General features: G+C 64.0%; 20 protein-coding genes. 9 read left to right on the forward strand and 11 right to left on the reverse strand.

Features of this window, described 5'->3' with window-relative positions:
• Window positions 1-152: 152 nt before the first annotated feature.
• Entirely contained in the window at window positions 153-1,331 is a 1,179-nt protein-coding gene (locus VT03_RS00440) for an FG-GAP repeat domain-containing protein (protein ID WP_082845834.1), read from the reverse strand.
• A gap of 191 nt (window positions 1,332-1,522) precedes the next feature.
• Here VT03_RS00440 and VT03_RS00445 point away from each other — a divergent pair, with 191 nt between their 5' ends.
• Together VT03_RS00445 and truA are read left to right on the forward strand one after the other, a co-directional pair.
• The gene (locus VT03_RS00445) at window positions 1,523-2,419 is read left to right on the forward strand and encodes a rhomboid family intramembrane serine protease (protein WP_075091155.1); all 897 of its coding nucleotides are present in this window, start codon (window positions 1,523-1,525) and stop codon (window positions 2,417-2,419) included.
• 141 nt (window positions 2,420-2,560) lie between these two features.
• Complete coding sequence (gene truA / locus VT03_RS00450; RefSeq protein ID WP_075091156.1) at window positions 2,561-3,418, forward strand: tRNA pseudouridine(38-40) synthase TruA; 858 nt, start codon at window positions 2,561-2,563, stop codon at window positions 3,416-3,418.
• 905 nt (window positions 3,419-4,323) lie between these two features.
• On the opposite strand, the gene VT03_RS00455 is transcribed toward truA, so the two are convergent.
• A complete protein-coding gene (locus VT03_RS00455) occupies window positions 4,324-5,835 on the reverse strand; it encodes an ammonium transporter (RefSeq protein ID WP_075091157.1) in 1,512 nt (503 codons plus the stop codon).
• Between the two features lie 591 nt (window positions 5,836-6,426).
• Complete coding sequence (locus VT03_RS00460) at window positions 6,427-7,791, reverse strand: ammonium transporter (RefSeq protein WP_410000380.1); 1,365 nt, start codon at window positions 7,789-7,791, stop codon at window positions 6,427-6,429.
• Between VT03_RS00460 and VT03_RS34475 the strand changes: the two genes are divergently transcribed.
• The 3 genes from VT03_RS34475 (at window position 7,784) to VT03_RS00470 (ending at window position 9,525) form a co-directional block, all read left to right on the forward strand.
• Window positions 7,784-8,218 (forward strand): hypothetical protein, encoded by a 435-nt coding sequence (locus VT03_RS34475; protein WP_231870567.1) that lies wholly within the window; start codon window positions 7,784-7,786, stop codon window positions 8,216-8,218. The genes VT03_RS00460 and VT03_RS34475 overlap by 8 nt on opposite strands.
• A 225-nt stretch (window positions 8,219-8,443) precedes the next feature.
• The gene (locus tag VT03_RS00465) at window positions 8,444-8,878 is read left to right on the forward strand and encodes a YciI family protein (RefSeq protein WP_075091159.1); all 435 of its coding nucleotides are present in this window, start codon (window positions 8,444-8,446) and stop codon (window positions 8,876-8,878) included.
• Between the two features lie 107 nt (window positions 8,879-8,985).
• Window positions 8,986-9,525 (forward strand): SRPBCC family protein, encoded by a 540-nt coding sequence (locus tag VT03_RS00470; RefSeq protein ID WP_075096863.1) that lies wholly within the window; start codon window positions 8,986-8,988, stop codon window positions 9,523-9,525.
• Between the two features lie 66 nt (window positions 9,526-9,591).
• Here the strand turns inward: VT03_RS00470 and VT03_RS00475 are convergent, their stop codons facing one another.
• The gene (locus VT03_RS00475; protein WP_075091160.1) at window positions 9,592-9,981 is read right to left on the reverse strand and encodes a YciI family protein; all 390 of its coding nucleotides are present in this window, start codon (window positions 9,979-9,981) and stop codon (window positions 9,592-9,594) included.
• A 235-nt stretch (window positions 9,982-10,216) separates the two neighbouring features.
• Here VT03_RS00475 and VT03_RS00480 point away from each other — a divergent pair, with 235 nt between their 5' ends.
• From VT03_RS00480 to VT03_RS00490, 3 genes are all read left to right on the forward strand, one after another.
• Complete coding sequence (locus VT03_RS00480) at window positions 10,217-10,636, forward strand: VOC family protein (RefSeq protein ID WP_075091161.1); 420 nt, start codon at window positions 10,217-10,219, stop codon at window positions 10,634-10,636.
• A 208-nt stretch (window positions 10,637-10,844) separates the two neighbouring features.
• On the forward strand, window positions 10,845-11,264 hold the full coding sequence (locus VT03_RS00485; protein ID WP_075091162.1) for a YciI family protein: 420 nt from the start codon (window positions 10,845-10,847) through the stop codon (window positions 11,262-11,264).
• 64 nt (window positions 11,265-11,328) lie between these two features.
• Window positions 11,329-12,615, forward strand: a complete 1,287-nt coding sequence (locus VT03_RS00490; protein ID WP_075091163.1) for an RNA polymerase sigma factor — start codon at window positions 11,329-11,331, stop codon at window positions 12,613-12,615.
• 21 nt (window positions 12,616-12,636) lie between these two features.
• Here VT03_RS00490 and VT03_RS00495 read toward each other — a convergent pair whose 3' ends face one another.
• The 7 genes from VT03_RS00495 to VT03_RS00530 all read right to left on the reverse strand — a co-directional run bounded on the left by VT03_RS00495 (window position 12,637) and on the right by VT03_RS00530 (window position 17,532).
• Entirely contained in the window at window positions 12,637-13,086 is a 450-nt protein-coding gene (locus VT03_RS00495; protein ID WP_075091164.1) for a DUF1579 domain-containing protein, read from the reverse strand.
• A gap of 438 nt (window positions 13,087-13,524) precedes the next feature.
• Complete coding sequence (locus VT03_RS34020) at window positions 13,525-14,484, reverse strand: SRPBCC domain-containing protein (RefSeq protein ID WP_197489151.1); 960 nt, start codon at window positions 14,482-14,484, stop codon at window positions 13,525-13,527.
• Window positions 14,485-14,610: 126 nt separating this feature from the next.
• A complete protein-coding gene (locus VT03_RS00510; RefSeq protein WP_075091165.1) occupies window positions 14,611-14,979 on the reverse strand; it encodes an ArsR/SmtB family transcription factor in 369 nt (122 codons plus the stop codon).
• A gap of 159 nt (window positions 14,980-15,138) precedes the next feature.
• On the reverse strand, window positions 15,139-15,426 hold the full coding sequence (locus tag VT03_RS00515; protein ID WP_075091166.1) for a GIY-YIG nuclease family protein: 288 nt from the start codon (window positions 15,424-15,426) through the stop codon (window positions 15,139-15,141).
• Between the two features lie 112 nt (window positions 15,427-15,538).
• Window positions 15,539-15,859, reverse strand: a complete 321-nt coding sequence (locus tag VT03_RS00520; protein ID WP_075091167.1) for a hypothetical protein — start codon at window positions 15,857-15,859, stop codon at window positions 15,539-15,541.
• A gap of 320 nt (window positions 15,860-16,179) precedes the next feature.
• Window positions 16,180-16,422: a DUF1653 domain-containing protein gene (locus tag VT03_RS00525; RefSeq protein WP_075091168.1), complete on the reverse strand. Its 243-nt coding sequence runs from the start codon at window positions 16,420-16,422 to the stop codon at window positions 16,180-16,182.
• Between the two features lie 231 nt (window positions 16,423-16,653).
• Window positions 16,654-17,532: an endonuclease/exonuclease/phosphatase family protein gene (locus VT03_RS00530; protein WP_075091169.1), complete on the reverse strand. Its 879-nt coding sequence runs from the start codon at window positions 17,530-17,532 to the stop codon at window positions 16,654-16,656.
• 289 nt (window positions 17,533-17,821) lie between these two features.
• Between VT03_RS00530 and VT03_RS00535 the strand changes: the two genes are divergently transcribed.
• Entirely contained in the window at window positions 17,822-18,817 is a 996-nt protein-coding gene (locus tag VT03_RS00535) for a DUF1559 domain-containing protein (protein ID WP_075091170.1), read from the forward strand.
• Window positions 18,818-18,864 lie beyond the last annotated feature (47 nt).

Genomic DNA, 18,864 nt, shown 5'->3' on the forward strand with positions numbered 1-18,864 from the left:
CTTCTCAACGCCGGCACCACAAAGTGGATGCCCGTTGCTTACCACGGTTTCTTATCGGAGTGCCTCCGGCGACAAGGGGGCGTGGCCCACTTTATCCCAGCGGCCGTAGCGCGATGGGTTCGAGGTAGCAGCGCCGCGCCGGCAAGGACGTCCTATCGTTTCGGATTCTCATACCAGACGACGTTCTTGCTGAGCTGCCCCGCCAGCAGGATGTCCAGGTCCCCGTCCACATCCATGTCGACCGCCCGCAGATCATAGGCGCACTGATCGCGGTCCAGGACGTGCCTCCGGAACTGCCCGGTCCCGTCGTTCTCAAACCACGCCGCGATCTTGCTCTCATACGCGCACGTCGCCGCGTCCACATCGCCATCCAGGTCCAGGTCGACCACCGCGAGACAGTGAGGCGAGCGCAGTTCCGTGTCGAACTCATGAGCCCGCCACCCGGGCGCCTCGTACCACACCAGTCCCACGCCGTGTCCGCGGCTCGCCAGGATGTCGACCTTGCCATCCCCGTTGACGTCCGCGGGATGAAGGTTGGTCGCCCCAGGCTGATTGGCGGCGACCATGGTCTTCTTCCAGCCCCGCTGCATCGGGTCGCGCGGCTGCTCCCAGAACGCGAACCACTCCCCCGTCCCCGGCACCGCCTGCGGGCCCCCCTTGGCCGCGGTGAAGATTTCCTTGCGGCGATCGCCCGTGACATCGCCAAGCCCCAGGTAGTGGCTCAGCCCCGGTGCATCGCCGTCCGCCGCGATCGTCCGCTCCCAACGCTCCGCCGTCCGCGGATCGGCCGGGACGCGGAACCACGCGACCGAGTTCGCAAACGGCGGCTTCGGCTGTCCGGAGTTCGCGATCAGATCGAGCCGGCCGTCGCCGTCGACGTCCCCCACCAGAACGCCATGAATGCCGTGGATCTGATCATCGACCGTTCGAGACTTCCACGAACCCGCCGGGGCCCCGCCCGGATTCTCCAGCCAGAAGATCAGTCCGGGATCGTACCGGGCTCCGATATAGTCCGGGTCGCCGTCTCGGTCGATATCGAAGGTCTCGCTGTGGATCGCTCCATGGTCGGGGGTCTCGTCGACGATCGTCTCCCGCCAGTCAGGAGCGACCAGCAGCCGCGTCTTTCCGGCGGCATTGAAGATCACGTCGACCTTCCCGTCGCCGGTGTAATCGGCGGCGACAACCGTGGTGTTGTGCAGTCCTTCGTGAACGACGTGCTTCTTCCAGGCCTCGTCGGCGCGGCTGACCGACAGGCCGGTCAGCGCGAAGGCGACCAGCGTGGGCGTCCGCAGATTGCGGAAGAGAAGAGAAAGAGCAGCGCGCGGGGGCATGCGGTGAATCCTGTCGTGGCCGGTCGACGTTCGAGCGCGATTCTGCGCCATCGCTCGCCGCTTCGCAAACGCCGCGGCTTCGTTCGCCCCGTCAACGGAACCCTAGCGGCCCGCCGGGCAGCCCCTGTTGCCCTCTCGGCGTCCGGCCCCCTATCCTTGCGATTGGTAGTTCGCCTGCTTGGGAAGACGACATGGGGCTTGATGATCGGGATTACGCGCGGGACATGGGTCGAGGAGGGTGGTCCAGCCCCCGCTCCGACAGCCTCTTCTCCACGGCGGTCAAGACGCTGATCGTCGCCAACGTCATCGTTTACGTCATGCAGCTCCTGACGGCCCAGCATGACCCGCTGTCGCGGTGGTTCGCGCTCGATCCCATGTCCGTCCTGTACGGCCAGATCTGGCGCCTGACGACTTACGACTTCCTCCACGACATGGGGGGGCCCTGGCACATCTTCTGGAACATGTACGTCCTCTGGATGGCAGGGAACCACCTGGAAGAGGGGGTCCTGGGACGACGGGAGTTCTTTGGATTCTACCTCGCCGCGGGAGTCGTCTCCGGGCTGTGCTACTGCCTGTGGGAACTGGCGTCGGGCCATCCGCACTCGGCGATCGGCGCCTCGGGAGCCGTCTCGGCGGTCATGCTCTTTTACGCGCTCCGTTTCCCGGACCACATCTGGCGGATCTTCTACATCATCCCGGTTCCGGTGATCGCGATCGTGTTCATCAACCTCATCGTCGACCTGCACCCCGTCCTGCTCCAGCTCGGCGGAATGCGGGGCGGCGACGGCGTGGCCCACGTGGCGCACCTGGGAGGGATGGCGTTCGGCTACTTCTGCCATCGGACCGATTTCCGGGTCACGTCGATGCTCGACCACTTCCATCCGTTGCGGTCGCTCGAGCGATGGAAGACGCGGCGACGCTTCCGCGTGGTGCGCGACGAGGAGGCCCCCGCCCCCCGCGCCGCCAAGGACTTCGACGCCGAGGTCGACCGGGTCCTGGCCAAGGTCCATGCCAGCGGTCAGGAGAGCCTGACGGAGGCGGAACGGCAGATCCTCACGGACGCGAGCCGCCGTTACCGCAAGTCCTAGGCCCTCGGACCGTCGTGACGGCCTCAGCCGATTCGCCGACCGCCCACCAGTCCGAAGCGCCGGCGAGGGACGTTCCTCCTGCCGCGCTGGCTGCTCCAACGATGCAGCCCGCCCGGCTCCCATCCCCCCTTCCTCGTTCCGATGACCAACCTTCGTCTTACACTCTCCTACGACGGAACCGACTTCGCGGGATGGCAGGTGCAGCCCAATCAGCGGACGGTCCAGGACGAGGTCGAAAAGGGAATCGAAAACCTGACCGGGGAGCGGGTCCGCGTGATGTGCGCCGGGCGGACCGACGCCGGCGTCCACGCCCTCTCGCAAGTGATCAACTTCCGGACAACGTCGTCGATTCCGCCCGAAAAGTGGCGCCCCGCGCTTCAGACGCGGCTTCCCCCGGACATCGTGATCCGCAGCGCCGAAGGGGTCCCCGACGACTTCCACGCGACGTATTCCGCCAAGAGCAAGCGGTATCGCTACCTGATTCTCAACAGCCGCGTCGACGATCCCTTTCTGCGGCGATTCGCCTGGCGGCTCGGCTACCGGCTCAACGTTTCCGACATGCACCGGGCGGCGCAGGTCCTGGTCGGAACGCATGACTTCCGCAGTTTCGAATCGAACTGGCCCAACAAGGCGTCCAGCGTCCGTTCGGTCTACGACGTCGCCGTCCGTCGGATCCGGCAGCATGACCTTTTCCTGCCGAAGGCCCTGTTGACGCCCGGGGGAGCGGAGGAGGCGCCGGATGAGCCGCTGGTTTGCGTGGAGATCGAGGCCAACGGCTTTCTCTACAACATGGTCCGGTCGATCGTCGGGACGCTGGTCAACATCGGCCGCGGGACTTGGCCCGTCGAGTCGATGAAGCGGATCCTGGAGTCAATGCACCGCCTGCACGCCGGGGACACGTCGCCGGCCCAGGGGCTGTTTATGGCGACGGCCAATTACGACCGCGACATGGGAGGGGAACCGGGCGTCCCGGACGAAGGGGACGGGACGGAGGAGTAAGCGACATCCCCTCGTTGGCGTTTACGCTTCAGCGTGGCTCGCCGGACTCGCTCGATTGTAAGGCATCCCAGCGGCCAGCCTGAACGTGGAACTCCAACAAACTGCCGGTCCCAGCAGAGGACTGCTCGCTTAAACCCAACGTGCCACGGCAGCCTGGGGTCAAGGGGGCCACGCCCCCTTGCCGCCGGAGGCGCTTCCATGAGGAACCGTGGGAAACAACGGGCGCCCGCTTTGTGGAACCGGCAGTGAGGACTCCCTCAATCTACACCGCTCGCTGTGAAATCCCTGCGGGTTGGTGAGGGGGCATACGGCACGGTGTCCGCGTTTGGATGCTCACTCCTTCAGACAGTTGTCGACGGCCAGGCCTCCGGCGGGCAAAGGGGCGTTGCCCCTCTGCACTCCCCACCAGGGTGCCCCTGGACCCCGGTGGCCCGTATCTGGCGACCACCAATCAGCGAATGCGCCCACCGGGGAGGGACTCTGCGCCAACAGTCCCCCTAAAAGCAGGAAGACCCAGCCTCCCGAGGTGGTCGCACAGACCTCGAGAGACTGGGTCAATCCTTCGTGCATCATGCACGCACCAACACCGAAGTTCCCAACTTCGGTCGCCAGGGAGATCACGCTTCCACTGAGGTTTCGTTCCGGGCTCGACTCCGGGACAGCCATTTCAGTGGAAGTGTTTCGTTGTCTCCTTTGATTCGGCTTCGGAGTGGAAGACTCGCAAAGCCGCAGAGTGTGTCTTGTTGACCTCGTCCCGCTCGGGAGGAGGGGAGGACCCAGCCCCCCGAGGTGGTCGCACGGACCTCGAGGGACTGGGCCAATCCTCAGTGCGTCTTGCACTTACCAACACCGGAGTTCCCAACTCCAGTCGCCAGGGAGAGACTTTTCGCTCGGCTCGGTTCGGCTCAGTTGTAGTGGTAAGCCGATTCGCCGTGCTCGTTGATATCCAGACCTTCTTCTTCGGTCGTTTCGCTGACCGTGAAGCCGATCGTCTTGTGGATCAGGAGACCGAGGATGATCGTCAGGACGAAGGCGTAGACGCCGGTCGAGACGAGGCCGATGGCCTGCAGCTTGACCTGCTCCATGCCGCCCATCACCGGACGAACCGCGAAGTAACCAACCAGGAGAGCACCGAGGGCTCCACCGACACCGTGGACGCCGACGACGTCCAGCGAGTCGTCGTATCCAAGCTTCGGCTTGGCCTGAACCGCGAGGAAGCAGACGAGACCGCCGATCAGACCGATCACCAGGGCACCGCCCGGGCTGACGTGGCCGGCACAGGGGGTGATCACGACGAGGCCCGCCACCATTCCCGACGCGACGCCGAGGGCGGTCGGCTTACCAACCTTGAGCCATTCGGCGAACATCCAGGAGCCCGTCGCGGCACTGCCGGCGATGGCGGTTGTGGCGAAGGCCATCACGGAGACGGCACCGGCGACCGGCAGGAAGTCCTTGCCGACGGCGATGGCCGAACCGGCGTTGAATCCAAACCAGCCCACCATCAGCATGCCGGCCCCCATCAGGGTCCAGCCAACGCTATGCGGAACGAACTGCGGACCGGGGTAGCCCCGACGCTTCGGAAGAATCAGGATCAGGGCGAGAGCGGAGACACCGGCGAGGACGTGGACGACCGTACCACCGGCGAAGTCCATGACACCCTTCTGGAACAGCCAGCCGTTGACGTTCCACACCCAGTGGGCCACCGGGTTGTAGACGATCGTGGCCCACAGGACGGTGAAGAGACACCACGCACTGAACTTCACGCGTTCGGCCACGGCACCGACGATCAGGGCCGGGGTGATGATGGCGAACATCATCTGGAACATCGCGAACATCAGCTCGGGAATCCCGACCGGAACCGAGCCGACCGTGTCACCGCTGGTGAGCTGGCGACCGTAGGTATCGTCGAACTTCATCGGATCCGTCGGCGTGAAAGCCTTCAGGAAGACGAGCCCCGGCTCCCAGGCCAGGTAGCTCAGCTTCGGCTTGTCGGTGCCGTCGTCATTCTTTCCGGCATCGGACGTGATGACGGAGTTCACGGAGAAGGCCATGTTGTAGCCGTAGGCCACCCACTCAATTGCGATGAGCGGGACGCAGACCATGACGACCATGAACATGTTGAGCAGGTTCTTCGAGCGGACCATCCCGCCGTAGAACAGGGCGAGGCCCGGCATCATGAAGAACACGAGGGCCGCACTGACCATGATCCACGCGGTCGAACCGGTGTCATAGGCCGGAGCGGCGGCCGGAGCCGCGGCGGAGGCCGCCTCAGCAGAGGGCGCCGCCGGGGCGGCTGGCGTTTCAGAGGCCGCTGGCGCGGCCGCAGCAGGGGGTGTTTCCTGAGCACCGACAGTCGGCGTCAAGGCCGTGGTCCAGAGGACCATGGCGAGGAGAGCGAGCGCGCACTTTCTGAGCATTGGAAACAAAGCCTCCCGGGTAGCGGAAACACTAACGACAACGGCCCTTACAACCAGCAGAAAGGGTGTCTGGCTGTGGCGTGCTCACGCATTAAACAATTCGCGTGCCAGTTGTCCCCGCCGAGATCGCCGGGAGGCGTTCTGAGTCGGCCAGAGACTCGCGATTTGCAATTTTTGCTACGTCAAGAGGCAGTTGAAGAATGGCCCGAAAGTCGCAGGGACTGCACAAACAGGAAGCACCTGTGCGCAAAAAAAGCGCCCAGCCTCCCAAGGTGGTCGCACGGACCTTGAGAAACTGGGCGGCTTTATGTGCGTCATGCACTTACCAACACCGGGGAGTTCCAAACGCCGGTCGCCAGGGAGAGATTTGAGATCCGAGTCCGCCACGCTTTCGATACCACTCAGCGGGCTGCGATTCGAACGGTGTCTTGATCCTTTGACTGCGACTTCCGGGGAAGGCTTTCAGGAGAGGTCCCAGTCTCCCGAGGTGGTCGCACGGACCTCGAGAGACTGGGCCAATCCTCAGTGCGTCATGCACTTACCAACACCGGAGTTCCCAACTCCAGTCGCCAGGGAGAGAACACTTGTCTTTCAGCCGTGGGAAGCCGTGTGGATCAGCGGCTTGGCCAGGAAGTTCGGGTAGCACTCGTTGCCGTGTTCGCCGACATCGAGACCTTCGAATTCCTCTTCCGAGGTGACCCGGATTCCCATCGTGATCTTGAGGACCAGGAAGATGACCAGCGAGGTGGCGAACGACCAGACGCCGACCGCCCCGATCCCCTTGAGCTGAACCATGAGCTGATCCATCATCGTCCACTTGTCGGCGGGGATCACGGCCCCGGACGAATCGACCGGCGGAAGGGCCGCGATCGTGGAGGCGATGTCGTAGTTGTAGAACAGGGCGACGGCCAGCGTTCCAAAGACACCGTTGAGCAGGTGCACCGACAGAGCCCCCACCGGGTCGTCAATCTTCAACTTGTCGAAGAACAGCACACCTACGACCGCCAGCGCACCGCCGATCGCACCGACGATTGCCGCCGACTGGATGGTGATGAAGGCACACGGAGCAGTCACGGCCACAAGGCCAGCGAGGCACCCGTTGAGGATCATGCTGAGGTCCGGTTTGCCGAGAAGGACCCAGGCCACCACCAGAGCGGCGAGAGACCCCGTGCAGGCACCCATATTGGTTGCGACGAGGACATGGCTGATCGCCTTGCCGTCGCCGACCGACATCGTCGAGCCCGGATTGAATCCGAACCAGCCGAGCCACAGGATGAACACGCCGAGTGAAGCCGACGTCAGGCTGTGACCAGGAATCGGAATGACCTTGCCATCCTTCGCGTACTTGCCGATGCGGGGCCCCAGGACCAAGATCCCGGCCAGGGCCGCCCAGCCTCCCACGGAGTGAACCACCGTGCAGCCGGCGAAGTCGCGGAAGTTGTTCGCTCCCAGGAACCCGCCCCCCCAGATCCAGTGACCGCTGATCGGGTAGACGAAGGCGACGAGGATGAAGCTGAAAATCAGAAACGCCATGAACTTGATTCGCTCGGCCACCGCCCCGGACACGATCGTGGCGGCAGTCCCGGCGAACACGGTCTGGAAGAAGAACTTGGCCCAGAACGGGACCGGGGTCCAGTTGATCGCGCCGTAAACGCCCTTGTACTCCTCGGTCGAGAACGGGTTCATCGCCGCGTAGGCGGAACCGAGAGCCGGCGAGTTGTCTTCACCCGCGGCAAAGAACAGCCCCTGCTGGCCGTAGTACGGGGTTCCATCGCCGAACATCAGGCCCCAGCCGATCACCCAGAACGAGAGGGCGGACGCGGCGAAGACGATGAAATTCTTGGCGAGGATGTTCGTGCAGTTCTTCGCCTGGCACAGACCGCTCTCCACGAGAGCGAATCCGGCGTTCATCCAGAACACGAGCATGCCGGCGATAAGAACCCACATCGTGTCCATGCCGATGCGGAGAGACGACGAATTCGAAGTCAGAGAGGCCAGGGGGTCCGCCGGCGGCGTCTCCTGGGCCAGCCCCGAACTGGCCGCTAACGACCAAAGGAATACGGTACATAGAGCGAGCGCGCACGATCTCCACATCGATTCTTACCCCACTGTTTTCAGACAGGATGCCAAAACAAAAGCAGCGACAGCCTCCCACTGCACCGCTCAGGAAGCTTGCGAAACGAGAAAAGCCATTGGCTCCAAGCCGCCGGACATCAAGTCAGGTAAAACCCGTCATAACATTCCGCATGCCAAATTGCGTTCGTTTGAAATTTGCGCGGAATTCAAGGTTTTTCTAAAGCCTCGTGCTTTCTGGCCCAACGGCGACACGACCGACCGCTCACAAACCGGGCACAAGTCGCTTGGGTCTGCAGCAATCACCTGACGTTGCCGGAGATTTTTCCTGACGCGCGGGGGAAGGTCGATCAGGTGGCCGCAGGTCCCGGCAAACCAGCCACATCGCACGCTGAAAATGGACGTTACGTCCAACTCAACATTTTCTGCGGGAGATCGTGTCGATTTCCCGCCGAGCCGAGCGACGCTCTGGTGACAACGCCGGCAAACATCAGCGGCGAACCACCTCAACAGTCATTCGATCGGAGCTTCGGACATGCGAGTTATGGTCATCATCAAGGCGGACAAGGACAGCGAAGCGGGCGTCATGCCGAACACCGAGCTGCTGACCCAGATGGGGCAGTTCAACGAGGAACTCGTCAAGGCGGGCGTGATGCTCGCAGGCGAAGGCCTGCACCCCAGCTCGAAGGGGGCCCGCGTCCGGTTCTCCGGAAAGGAACGAACCGTGATCGACGGGCCGTTCGCAGAGACCAAGGAGCTGATCGCCGGATTCTGGCTCTGGCAGGTCCGCTCGATGGCGGAAGCGATCGAGTGGCTCAAGCGGTGCCCCAACCCGATGGAGGGAACGTCGGAGGTCGAGATCCGCCCGGTCTTCGAGATGGAAGACTTCGGCGAAGCGATGTCCCCCGAGCTCCGCGACCAAGAGGACCGCCTCCGCACGGAGATCACCGCTCAGCAGCAGAAGAAGTAGCGGAACGGTTGAAACCAGAGCCGCGGCCGGACCGGGGCTGTTGCCTCGAACGCGGCGGAACGTCCTTTCCCTTTCCTCTCGACCTCAACGTCGCTCAGGAGTCAGTCATGCTCAAGATCCTGTTGATTGTCGCGGCAGTGATTGCCGTTCTGCTCGTCACGACACTCGTCCTGGCCGCTACGAAGCCGGACATCTTCGAGGTCCGGCGGACGGCGGCCATCAAGGCCCCGCCGGAAAAGATCGCGGCGGTCATCGAGGACTTTCAGACCTGGGGCCAATGGTCCCCCTACGAGAAAGTCGATCCGGACATGAAGCGGACCTACTCCGGGGCGCAGGCGGGCCGGGGGGCCGTTTATGAATGGGACGGAGACAACAACATCGGGGCGGGACGGATGGAGATCGTGGAGGCCTCTCCGAAGGGGGTCGGAATCGACTTCCGGATGTCGCGGCCCATGACCTGCCACAACGAAATCGCCTTCACGCTCGAGCCGGCGGGCGACTCAACGAACGTCACCTGGATGATGCGCGGTCCGAACACCTACTTCGGGAAGCTGATCCAGACGTTCATCAGCATGGAGCGGATGGTCGGCAGCCAGCAGGAAGAAGGGCTGCAGAACCTCAAGACGCTCCTCGAAGGCTCCAAGTAACCCGCGGCCGGCCGGCGGCGTCCACCGGCTGCCGGCCTGATCGCGTCGCGAAAGAGGCCTGGCGGTTTACCGCATCGTCTCTCGGCCGAGGGCCTGGGCCAGATGACAACTGCCGCGCACGGGGCGGACCTCGACCACCATTCCGTTCTTGAGGTTGGGGCACTTTCTGGCGAAGGCGGTCGCCTCGTCGAGGCTCTCGGCCGTGATCAGGAAGTACCCGCCGATCGCCTCCTTGGCCTCAACGAACGGGCCGTCGACGATTGTTTCTCCGCGAGCGCCGGAAACGACCCGGCCTTCGCCATCGAGCGGATGGCCGTGCTGAAAGCGCCCCTCGGCGGCCAGGTCGTCGTGCCAGGCGTTCCAGTCCCGGAGGGCCGCGTCCTTCTGGTCGGAGGTCATCGCCTCGTATACAGCCGGAGTCGTGTCGCGGAAGATCAGCATGTAGGCGGAGGCCATCGATTCAGTCCGTTCGAGGAACGCGGGACGGGGACGTCAGTTTCCGATGAGGCCGGGGAGCCCGCAACCCGGTCCCCTGCCCCCTTCACGGCAACTTCCAAAAACTCGGGAAACTTTCCGAAAGGAGCGTCGATTCGGGCCCGGCTCGTGCGACGCATTCCCAGAAGAGCTGCCGCACCGGGCGGCAGCGAGAACAGCAACTCTCACCACAGCCGGAACTTCAGGAGATTCTGCCATGGTCGTTCAACCTTACGTCTTCTTTGATGGGCGTTGTGAAGAGGCGTTTCAGTTCTACGAAAAGGCCGTCGGTGCCAAGCTCGAGATGAAGATGAAGTACAAGGAGAGCCCGGAGAAGCATCCGCCGGGAATGCTCCCGCCCGGCTATGAAGAGAAGATCATGCACATGAGCTTTCACGTCGGGAAATCGCTCGTGATGGCCTCCGACGGGATGTGCGGCGGTGATGCGAAGTTCGAAGGGATGTCGCTCGCGCTGTCGGTCGATACCGAAGCGGAAGCTCAGAAGGTCTTCGCCTCCCTCAGCGACGGAGGCAACGTCCAGATGCCGATGAACAAGACCTTCTTCTCCCCCGCCTTCGGCATGGTGGCGGACAAGTTCGGCGTTCACTGGATGATCATGGCGACGCCGGCAACCTGACGCGGCCCCCGCGGTCTGTGACGCGGAGGAAGACCATCGCCCTTCCTCCGCGGTCCTTGCCTCCCTGGTTGCTTCTCCGCTTTTGCCGACGTCTCTGCTCGACGTCGGCTCTGACGATGATCGCTGCCGGCTTTGGTCTGCGAAGTGCGCCGGTGCTCGCTCTTTCCGGAACGGTTCCCTTCCCCCACGCGTTTGAATGAGGCTCGCTATGCGTTTCATGATGCTGATGATCCCCAAGGGGTATGAGTCCGCCACTCCCGGCACGATGCCCTCGGCCGAAGCGGTCGCGGCAATGATGAAGTACAACGAAGCGCTGCAGCAGGCGGGTGTGCTCATCACCCTCGACGGCCTGCATCCCCCATCGGCCGGGGCGCGGGTCACGTTCGAGACCGGCACGGCCCGGGTCATCGATGGCCCCTTCATCGAGTCGAAGGAGTGCCTCGGCGGATACTGGATGATCCGGGTCAACTCCAAGGAGGAGGCGATCGAGTGGGCCCGCCGCTGCCCCGGTTCGGCGAACGAAGTCATCGAGATCCGCCAGGTCCAGGAGATGGAGGATTTCCCTGAGGACGTCCAGAAGGCGGCCGCCGGATTTCAGGAGATGCAGGGGGGCAGCCCGTCGAAGTGAGGAGACGCCGCCGACTCGCTTCGCCGCTTGCCAGAGAGAAACAATCCTGCTGTGATCGGTCTCCATGCCGGAGACCGAACTGCACCGAACGATCGAAACCGTCTGGCGGATGGAGTCCGCGCGGGTCATTGCCGGCATAGCCCGGGTGGTCCGCGACGTCGGCCTGGCCGAAGAACTGGCGCAGGACGCCTTGGTGGCGGCCCTTCAGCAGTGGCCCGGTTCCGGGATTCCCGCGAATCCGGGGGCCTGGCTCGTCGCCGCCGGGAAGAACCGGGCGATCGACGAGATCCGCCGGCAGCGGCGGATCCGCGATAAGCATGAGGAAATCGGTCGGCAGGTCGAGGCGGACCAGGAGCACGCCATGCCGGATCTCGATGCGGCGCTCGACGATGACGTGGGGGACGATCTGCTGCGGCTGATCTTCACCGCCTGCCATCCGGTGCTGTCGACCGAGGCACGGGTCGCCCTCACGCTGCGCCTTCTGGGGGGGCTCACGACCGAAGAGATCGCTCGGGCGTTTCTCGTCCCGGAACCGACGATCGCCCAGCGGATCGTCCGGGCCAAGCGGACGCTCAACGAGGAACGGGTGCCGTTCGAAGTCCCGGTCAAGTCGGAGCTGGGAGAGCGGCTCGACTCCGTCCTGGAAGTGATCTACCTGATCTTTAACGAGGGCTACACGGCGACCGCGGGGGACGACTGGATGCGTCCGGCCCTCTGCGACGAGGCGCTGCGGCTGGGGCGGATCCTGGTCGGGCTGGCGTCCGGGGAGCCGGAAGTCCACGGGCTCACCGCGCTACTTGAGATCCAGGCCTCGCGAGCGCGAGCCCGGACCGGGCCGGACGGCGAGCCGATCCTGCTCCTGGACCAGAACCGATCGCTCTGGGACCAGCTCCTGATCCGCCGCGGACTGGCGGCGCTGGACAGGGCGGAACGCCTTGGCGGCGGGAGGGGCTCCTACACTTTGCAGGCCGCCATCGCCGCCTGCCATGCCCGGGCCCGGACCGCGGAGGCGACCGACTGGAACCGGATCGCCGGACTCTACCGTGAGCTCGGACGGGTCCGGCCCTCGCCGGTGATCGAGCTCAACCGGGCGGTCGCGGTCGCGATGGCCGACGGTCCGGCGGCGGGGCTGGAGATCATCGACCGGATCGCGGAGGAACCTGTCCTTCGACGGTACCACCTGCTCCCGAGCGTCCGCGGGGACTTTCTCTTCAAGCTCGGCCGCTTCGGCGAGGCCCGCGAGGAATTCGAGCGGGCGGCCTCACTGACCCGCAACAGTCGGGAGCAGACGTTTCTGCGGCGCCGGGCCGCCGAGTGCGACGCGGCTCCGCAGGATCGTTCCGTCCGGTGATTCAACGGGCGCCGCAAGCGATCACGCTCTCCGATACGTCATCGACATGATCTGCTTCCACGTCCCGTCCGCCTCTTCCATGTGAGATGTAAAGGTCCGTTCCGCCGGGCCCTTCCACTCCAGCACTTCCCGGAAATTGGCCATCGCCCCTTCCTTGCCGAAGTTCGGACCGGTGGTGCGAAGCGTCAGGACATTTCCTTCGCGCGTCCCCTCGTAGACCCAGAGGTAGTCCATCATCGAGCCCATCCAGGTGCCGACGTACTTCCCCTTCTTCGGGTCATAGCCGAGGGTGAGCATCATTGTGGCGGGAGTCCCGTCCGGCCCGGTTCCCTTTCCTTCGCACTGGATCCAGAAGTCGCCGATGGCGCGGATGGACTCCGTTCCGGTGAACGGTTCCCCCACCATTTCGTAGGTCCACTCGCCGACGAGTTGCTGCAGCCAGGCGTGTTCCGGTGTCGGTTGACTCATCATGTCGCGGAAGGCTCCCTGAGGTGGCGCGTATGGATTGGATGGTACCCGGTGGAGTGGCTTGTTCGAACTACGTTCTTGCCGGCACAGCCCGATAGCTCAAACCCAACGTGCGACGGCAGCCTGGGGTCAAGGGGGCCACGCCCCCTTGCCGCCGGAGGCACTTCCATGAGGAACCGTGGTACACAACGGACGTCCCTTTGTGGAACCGGCGTTGAGGACTCACCGCTCGCTCTGGAAGCCCCGCGGGTTGGTGAGGGGGGCATACGACACGTCGTCCTCGCTTGGATACGCTCGCCTTCAGAGATCTCTCGACGGCCAGGCCTCCGGCGGGCAAGAGCGCGTTGCCCCCTTGCATCCCCCACCAGGGGTGCCCCCTGGACCCGGGTGTGGATTACATGTCGGACGATGCGTTTTTCTGGGGCGACTGCGCTCCTGAGATCAACCTGCCCCTGACGGCAGCTGCTCTTCCATCACGTCGAGCATCTGGAGCCAGCTCGGATACGCCCCCGTCCGCTTCGCCAGTGCCTCGGAGACGCTCTGATCCAGCGTCAGCCGCGTCCGCCGCCCGTCCGCCTCGAACCGGACCGTCACGACGGTTTCTGCCGGCCACTCCGGATCCATGCCGGCGTCGGTCGGCGAGACGAAGTTCCCCTCCGCATCCGCCACCTTCATCGTGAAGACCAGCCGCTCCGGAGCCGCGACTTCCCGGTACTCGCCAATGCACCAGCACTGGTGGCCGTCCGGCGTGTGAATGCAGGAATGGAACGTCCCCCCAGGAACGATTTCGAGACGCCGGAACTCAATCGAACAGCCGCGGGGGGCGAACCAGTTGGCGAGCTGCGACGGATTCGTCCAGGCGGCGAAGACAAGCTCCCGCGGCGCGTCGATCGTCCGGACGATATGGACCTCGCCCGACGCCGCGGAACTGCCCGAAGGGACATCGGCGGGGGCGACAAGCGTCTTCTCCAGGCTCTCGAGAATCGTCGTCCAGCCGCCGCGCACCTTTTCGACGTAGCTGAGCCACTGCGGGTCGAGTACATGCCTCAGGGTCAGTTCGCAGCCCCCACTCCGGGGGACAATCGTGATCTCCACCGGCGAGGCGGGAGTCGATCGATCCGTCGTGAACTCGAACACAATTCGTCGCGGCCGGTCGAGCTCGAGATAGCGGCCGAAGTGTTCGGCGAGGATTTCGCCCCGCTGCTCGGCGACGACGAACTCCCCGCCGACACGCGGATCGACCTCGACGCGTTTCATGACGCCGGCCGGGGTCGCGAAGAGCCACTGTCCCAGGGAGACGGGATCGAGCCACGCGTCATAAACCCGCTCCGCAGGAAACGGATAGGAACGGCGGACGACGATCTCCGTCCCCGGACCGGTGGCGGGTGTGTCGGCGGACATGGGAAACCTCAATCGAACGAAGGTGTGGAGGGAGGAAGACCATTGCGAGAAAACGAATCGCGATCGTCCGGATCCCTCCTTCCCGATCGGCTACGGCAGCGGATCCCACGTTCGGACTCCGTCCGCCTACGTGGGTGGTGACGAACCGGCTTCTTCGCCGCCGGCGGGCTCGTCCGGCGCGAAATGGCGGAGGTATTCCTCCAGCCGGTCGAGCCGCTCCTCCCAAAACTGGCGGTACTGGTCGATCCAGTCGGACGCCTGCTTCAGCGGCCGGACCTGAAGCCGGCAGGGCCGCCACTGGGCCTCCCGCCCCCGCTCGATCAGCCCCGCCCGCTCCAGCACCTTCAGATGCTTCGAGATGGCAGGCAGGCTCATCGAGAACGGCTGCGCAAGCTCCGTGACCGAAGCCTCGCCTGAGGAAAGCCGCGACAGGATCGCCCGCCGCGTCGGATCGGCGAGCGCCGCGAATGTCGTGCTGAGTGCGTCCGCCACCATACGTTTAACCCATTGGTTAATTAACTGATCGGAAAAATACACATGGCAATTGAGCCCGTCAACGATTTTCCAGGACGAGCGGAAGTAGTTTCGACGGAAGTCCCGTCAGAGACGGCTCTTCAGGGGGCCAAATTTTTCCGCCGACAGGGCCGACGAGCGTCATGCGGAGCGGCGAGCCGCTCGGACGAGCTGTTCCTTCCCCGTTCGGGGAAGTGCCTTGATGGCCCGCTCTCTACGGAGGGCATCACCGACTGTCAGGACAGCCTCCTGGTAGACGACAGCGACGGGTGAGCGACTGCGGGTGTAGCGAGCCCCTTTTCCCGAATTGTGCTGCTCCATGCGGCGGGTCAGGTCGGTCGTGATCCCGGTGTAGAGCGAGTCGTCGGCACAACGGACGATGTACACCACCCAGCCTGTCGGCGGCGATCGTTCAATGGTCGCGGACATCGGTGGGATCCTTCCCGACAACTCTGGGACGCTCCGGGCGGGGAGCTCGCTACGAGTCTATTCACGCCTTGAAGTCAACGAAACCCCGTCCGGGTCGGACGACAGTAGCCGTTCACCGGCCGATTCGCTCGGGCCAGTGCGCTTCAAAAACCCATTCGATCGCATCGCAGTGCAAGACGAACTCCCAAGCTTCGTGGGACAGTGGACGGCAATCAAACGCAATAATATCCCACGGAAGGTTCAGGTCGTCAGTATTGTCGGCATAGGTATCGACACAGGTGATCCGGGCTTGTGAGAAGCTCACGTTCACTCTGTCATTGATTCGTTCCCATGGTGCCACAGCGAGGGCGAGGCGTTTCTCGGAGAAACAGATCTCTACCAAAGCATGCTCTTTGCCCGCTCCGAACAAAAAGGACTCGATTTCAGTACGCATACGATGACCTCATCCTCCATTGTCGTGCGGACCGATCGGTTACCTGCCTCATGGAGAAAGGTTCCCTCGCCTACCGGGCCGCCCACAGAACAAGGCCCCCCAGAGTAAAGCTGGACACTCCCGCCCAGGCCCACCATATGGTCGCGCCCCCACCATTGCTGTTTGTTCCCGGGCCGGCGAGAAGCACCAAGCCAAGGCCGACGACAAGCCAGGCGAGAAACCGAATGCGTCGACGAGCGAGAAGTGAGAGTTCGTCCGGCACGGCTTCATTCCCCGTCAGAACCAGTTCGTCGGGTTCGGCGAAATCGTCTAGTCGTTGTTCAAGGCTCTGTTTGCGACAGAAGCTGAAACCGCGGGACCGGTCGGCCGTCAATCGTCACCGTCTCGCGGAACATCGCCAGCGGGCGGACCCAAAGGCCGCGGTCGCCGTATTCGGGCCGGTAGACGACGAGCGGCTCCAACGTCTCGCTGTGGCGGGCGACGCCGAGGACCGTGTACTCGTTCCCTTTGTAGTGCCGATACCGCCCCAGCGGGATCGTGTCGATCGGATTCTCGGAGGACATAGGGACGGCTTTCCAAGGGACGGGATACGGGACTCAACTCGGCCGACTTCGCGGGGTTTCAAAGGCCTTCGAAACTTAAAAACACAGAGGCGCAGAGAGCACGGAGGAACGACGGGGAGGGCAGGATGGGCGACATGCGTCGCAGGCGTTATCTGTGTCGATCTGTGTTCATCTGTGACCCCCTTCTCTGCCTCCCCTGCGTCCTCCGTGCCTCTGTGGCTCAACACCGCGTCACGGATCGAGCCGGAAGACGCAGAGCTGCGGCAGGTGGTCGCTGAGCGCGAAGTCGGCGGGGTCGCTCGTGTTCAGGCGGAACTCCCCTTCGAAGAGGGGCCGGGACTCGATCACTGACTTCGCGAGCGGGCCGACCGCGAACACGTAGTCGATCCGTCGCTTCAGGTCGTCCGCCATGAAGGTGACGCCGGGACGTTCATCCGTCGCCTGGAATCCATCGGTCCAGCCCCCCTGGATCCACTGCCGGTACTCGGGCCGCGTCGGCTCATGGTTCAGGTCCCCCATCAGGATCATCTCCCGCTCGGCGGCGAGGTCGGGCTTCATGACCTCCAGCATCACGGCCACTTCGCGCTGGCGGAGGGCGGCGTCCGAGGGATGCAGGTGCGCGGAATGGACGATGATGCGTTTCCCGTCCGGACGGTGGAGTTCGGCCATCCCCCAGTGTCGCGTGAACAGAGCCTTGTCGGCGGTGGGGGCCAGCTCCGTCGCTTTCCGCGAGGCGACGATCTGATAGCGGGTCAGGATCGCTCCGGGCCACTTTCCACCGCTGGGGAGGAAGACGTAGTTCATCTTGAGCCGCCGCGCGATGTCGGCCACGACCTCTTCCCGGGGGGATTCCGAGAAGTTGATCAGGTCGGGTTCGTGAAGCTCGAGTTCCTGGGCGAACCGCGCCGGCATCTGCCCTTTAGCTGTGGCGACGTGCCCCTGGGTTCGATCCTTGGGCCAGCCGGTGCACTCATAGACGTTGTAGGCGACGACTCGAAACGTCCCCGGCTTCTCGTCCCCGGCGGCGGGCCGGATCGCCGCGCCAGCCAGCACGACGAGGGCCGCCACCAACCATGAGCTTCGCCGCACGGATTCGAGCTTTCGGATCATCGTGACTTCTCCTCGCCGTGAAGTTAACAACCCCGGGAAGGTGACCGCCACAACGCAGCGGGCCGGGCGCTTGCCGTGGGAACGAGCGACACGGAGGAACTGAAGAGCGAGTGAATCGCCTGAATGAGTTTGTTGACGGTCTACGATTCCTCCGTATGTCGTCTCCAGGGCCCGACGCGGAGACGATGGGGTGAGCCGGGGCCCGTGGAAACACACGAATTGCATCACCTGTTGGCCAGTGTTAGCATCTGTACACGCGGTAGGTCCGCTTCTGACTCAGGAGGTCTCTATGCACGCGCTTCGTGCGGCTCGGGTTGTCCCTTCGGCGGGCTATCGCCGCGGTTTTACTCTGATCGAACTGCTTGTCGTCATCGCCATTATCGCCATCTTGGCCGCCATGCTGCTGCCGGCGATTCAGCGGGCTCGTGAAGCCGCCCGCCGGAGCCAGTGCATCAGCAATATGAAGCAGCTCGCCTTGGCGGCGATGAACTACGAGAGCGCCCACTTCGTCTTCCCGTCGGGCTGGCTGGAAGGGACGGAGATCCTCTGCGATCTCGACCTCGGCAATTTTACGCAGCCGATGACCGTTCCCCGCCCGCTGAACCAGCCTCCGCTGCTGATCCGCGGCTGGGCGATGAAGCCCTACTATTCCTGGCCGTCGCTCATCCTGCCGCAGATGGACCAGACGACGCTCCGCATCAACTTCGCGGAGCAGATTACGGAAATGAACAACTGGCCGCTGTTCCGGGCCGCCCCGATCGCATCCTTCACCTGTCCGAGCGCGGCGCTCCCGTCGGCCCGGCCGCAGAACCTGGGCTTCCTGAGCTACCGTGGCAACTTCGGCTGGTGGTCCCAGAACGATCCGAACGCCCCGCTGAACAACGGGATGTTCTTCGACAACAGCCACATCAACCAGCGGGACGTGACCGACGGCACGACGAACACGTTCCTGTTCGGCGAGACGCTCTTCGGGTTCTGGGCGGACCAGTATTCGTGCTGCGCCCGGGCGCGGGACGATCAGCCCAATTTTGACGCCCACTGGCAGGCCCCGGCCAACGCGCAGTCGATGAACAGCAACAACATGATGAGCTGCCCGCCGATTGCCTCGACGATGGACCAGGTGAACTTCTTCAACTTCGGCAGCTTCCACGAAGGGGTCGTGAACTTTGCCCTGGCGGACGGCTCGGTGCAGTCGGTCGCCAAGAACTGCGACACGACGACGTTCCGGGCGATGTGCACCCGCAACGGCTCGGAAGTCCTGGCCCAGACGATCTACGCGAACTGAGCCTCCCGCCAGTCGCGGAATCCTGCGAGGGTCGATCTCCGGATCGA

Source organism: Planctomyces sp. SH-PL14, assembly GCF_001610835.1.
In the GTDB taxonomy this organism is placed as follows: domain Bacteria; phylum Planctomycetota; class Planctomycetia; order Planctomycetales; family Planctomycetaceae; genus Planctomyces_A.

Bases quoted from the DNA above. Each gene is read 5' to 3' on its own strand.
- VT03_RS00525 (WP_075091168.1), bottom strand. From the start codon at position 16,422: ATGTCCTCCGAGAATCCGATCGACACGATCCCGCTGGGGCGGTATCGG.
- VT03_RS00440 (WP_082845834.1), bottom strand. From the start codon at position 1,331: ATGCCCCCGCGCGCTGCTCTTTCTCTTCTCTTCCGCAATCTGCGGACG.
- VT03_RS00515 (WP_075091166.1), bottom strand. From the start codon at position 15,426: ATGTCCGCGACCATTGAACGATCGCCGCCGACAGGCTGGGTGGTGTAC.
- VT03_RS00470 (WP_075096863.1), top strand. From the start codon at position 8,986: ATGCTCAAGATCCTGTTGATTGTCGCGGCAGTGATTGCCGTTCTGCTC.
- VT03_RS00490 (WP_075091163.1), top strand. From the start codon at position 11,329: ATGCCGGAGACCGAACTGCACCGAACGATCGAAACCGTCTGGCGGATG.
- VT03_RS00510 (WP_075091165.1), bottom strand. From the start codon at position 14,979: ATGGTGGCGGACGCACTCAGCACGACATTCGCGGCGCTCGCCGATCCG.
- VT03_RS00520 (WP_075091167.1), bottom strand. From the start codon at position 15,859: ATGCGTACTGAAATCGAGTCCTTTTTGTTCGGAGCGGGCAAAGAGCAT.
- truA (WP_075091156.1), top strand. From the start codon at position 2,561: ATGACCAACCTTCGTCTTACACTCTCCTACGACGGAACCGACTTCGCG.
- VT03_RS00465 (WP_075091159.1), top strand. From the start codon at position 8,444: ATGCGAGTTATGGTCATCATCAAGGCGGACAAGGACAGCGAAGCGGGC.
- VT03_RS34020 (WP_197489151.1), bottom strand. From the start codon at position 14,484: ATGTCCGCCGACACACCCGCCACCGGTCCGGGGACGGAGATCGTCGTC.
- VT03_RS00475 (WP_075091160.1), bottom strand. From the start codon at position 9,981: ATGGCCTCCGCCTACATGCTGATCTTCCGCGACACGACTCCGGCTGTA.
- VT03_RS00480 (WP_075091161.1), top strand. From the start codon at position 10,217: ATGGTCGTTCAACCTTACGTCTTCTTTGATGGGCGTTGTGAAGAGGCG.
- VT03_RS00535 (WP_075091170.1), top strand. From the start codon at position 17,822: ATGCACGCGCTTCGTGCGGCTCGGGTTGTCCCTTCGGCGGGCTATCGC.
- VT03_RS00530 (WP_075091169.1), bottom strand. From the start codon at position 17,532: ATGATCCGAAAGCTCGAATCCGTGCGGCGAAGCTCATGGTTGGTGGCG.
- VT03_RS00460 (WP_410000380.1), bottom strand. From the start codon at position 7,791: ATGGACACGATGTGGGTTCTTATCGCCGGCATGCTCGTGTTCTGGATG.
- VT03_RS00495 (WP_075091164.1), bottom strand. From the start codon at position 13,086: ATGATGAGTCAACCGACACCGGAACACGCCTGGCTGCAGCAACTCGTC.
- VT03_RS00455 (WP_075091157.1), bottom strand. From the start codon at position 5,835: ATGCTCAGAAAGTGCGCGCTCGCTCTCCTCGCCATGGTCCTCTGGACC.
- VT03_RS00445 (WP_075091155.1), top strand. From the start codon at position 1,523: ATGGGGCTTGATGATCGGGATTACGCGCGGGACATGGGTCGAGGAGGG.
- VT03_RS00485 (WP_075091162.1), top strand. From the start codon at position 10,845: ATGCGTTTCATGATGCTGATGATCCCCAAGGGGTATGAGTCCGCCACT.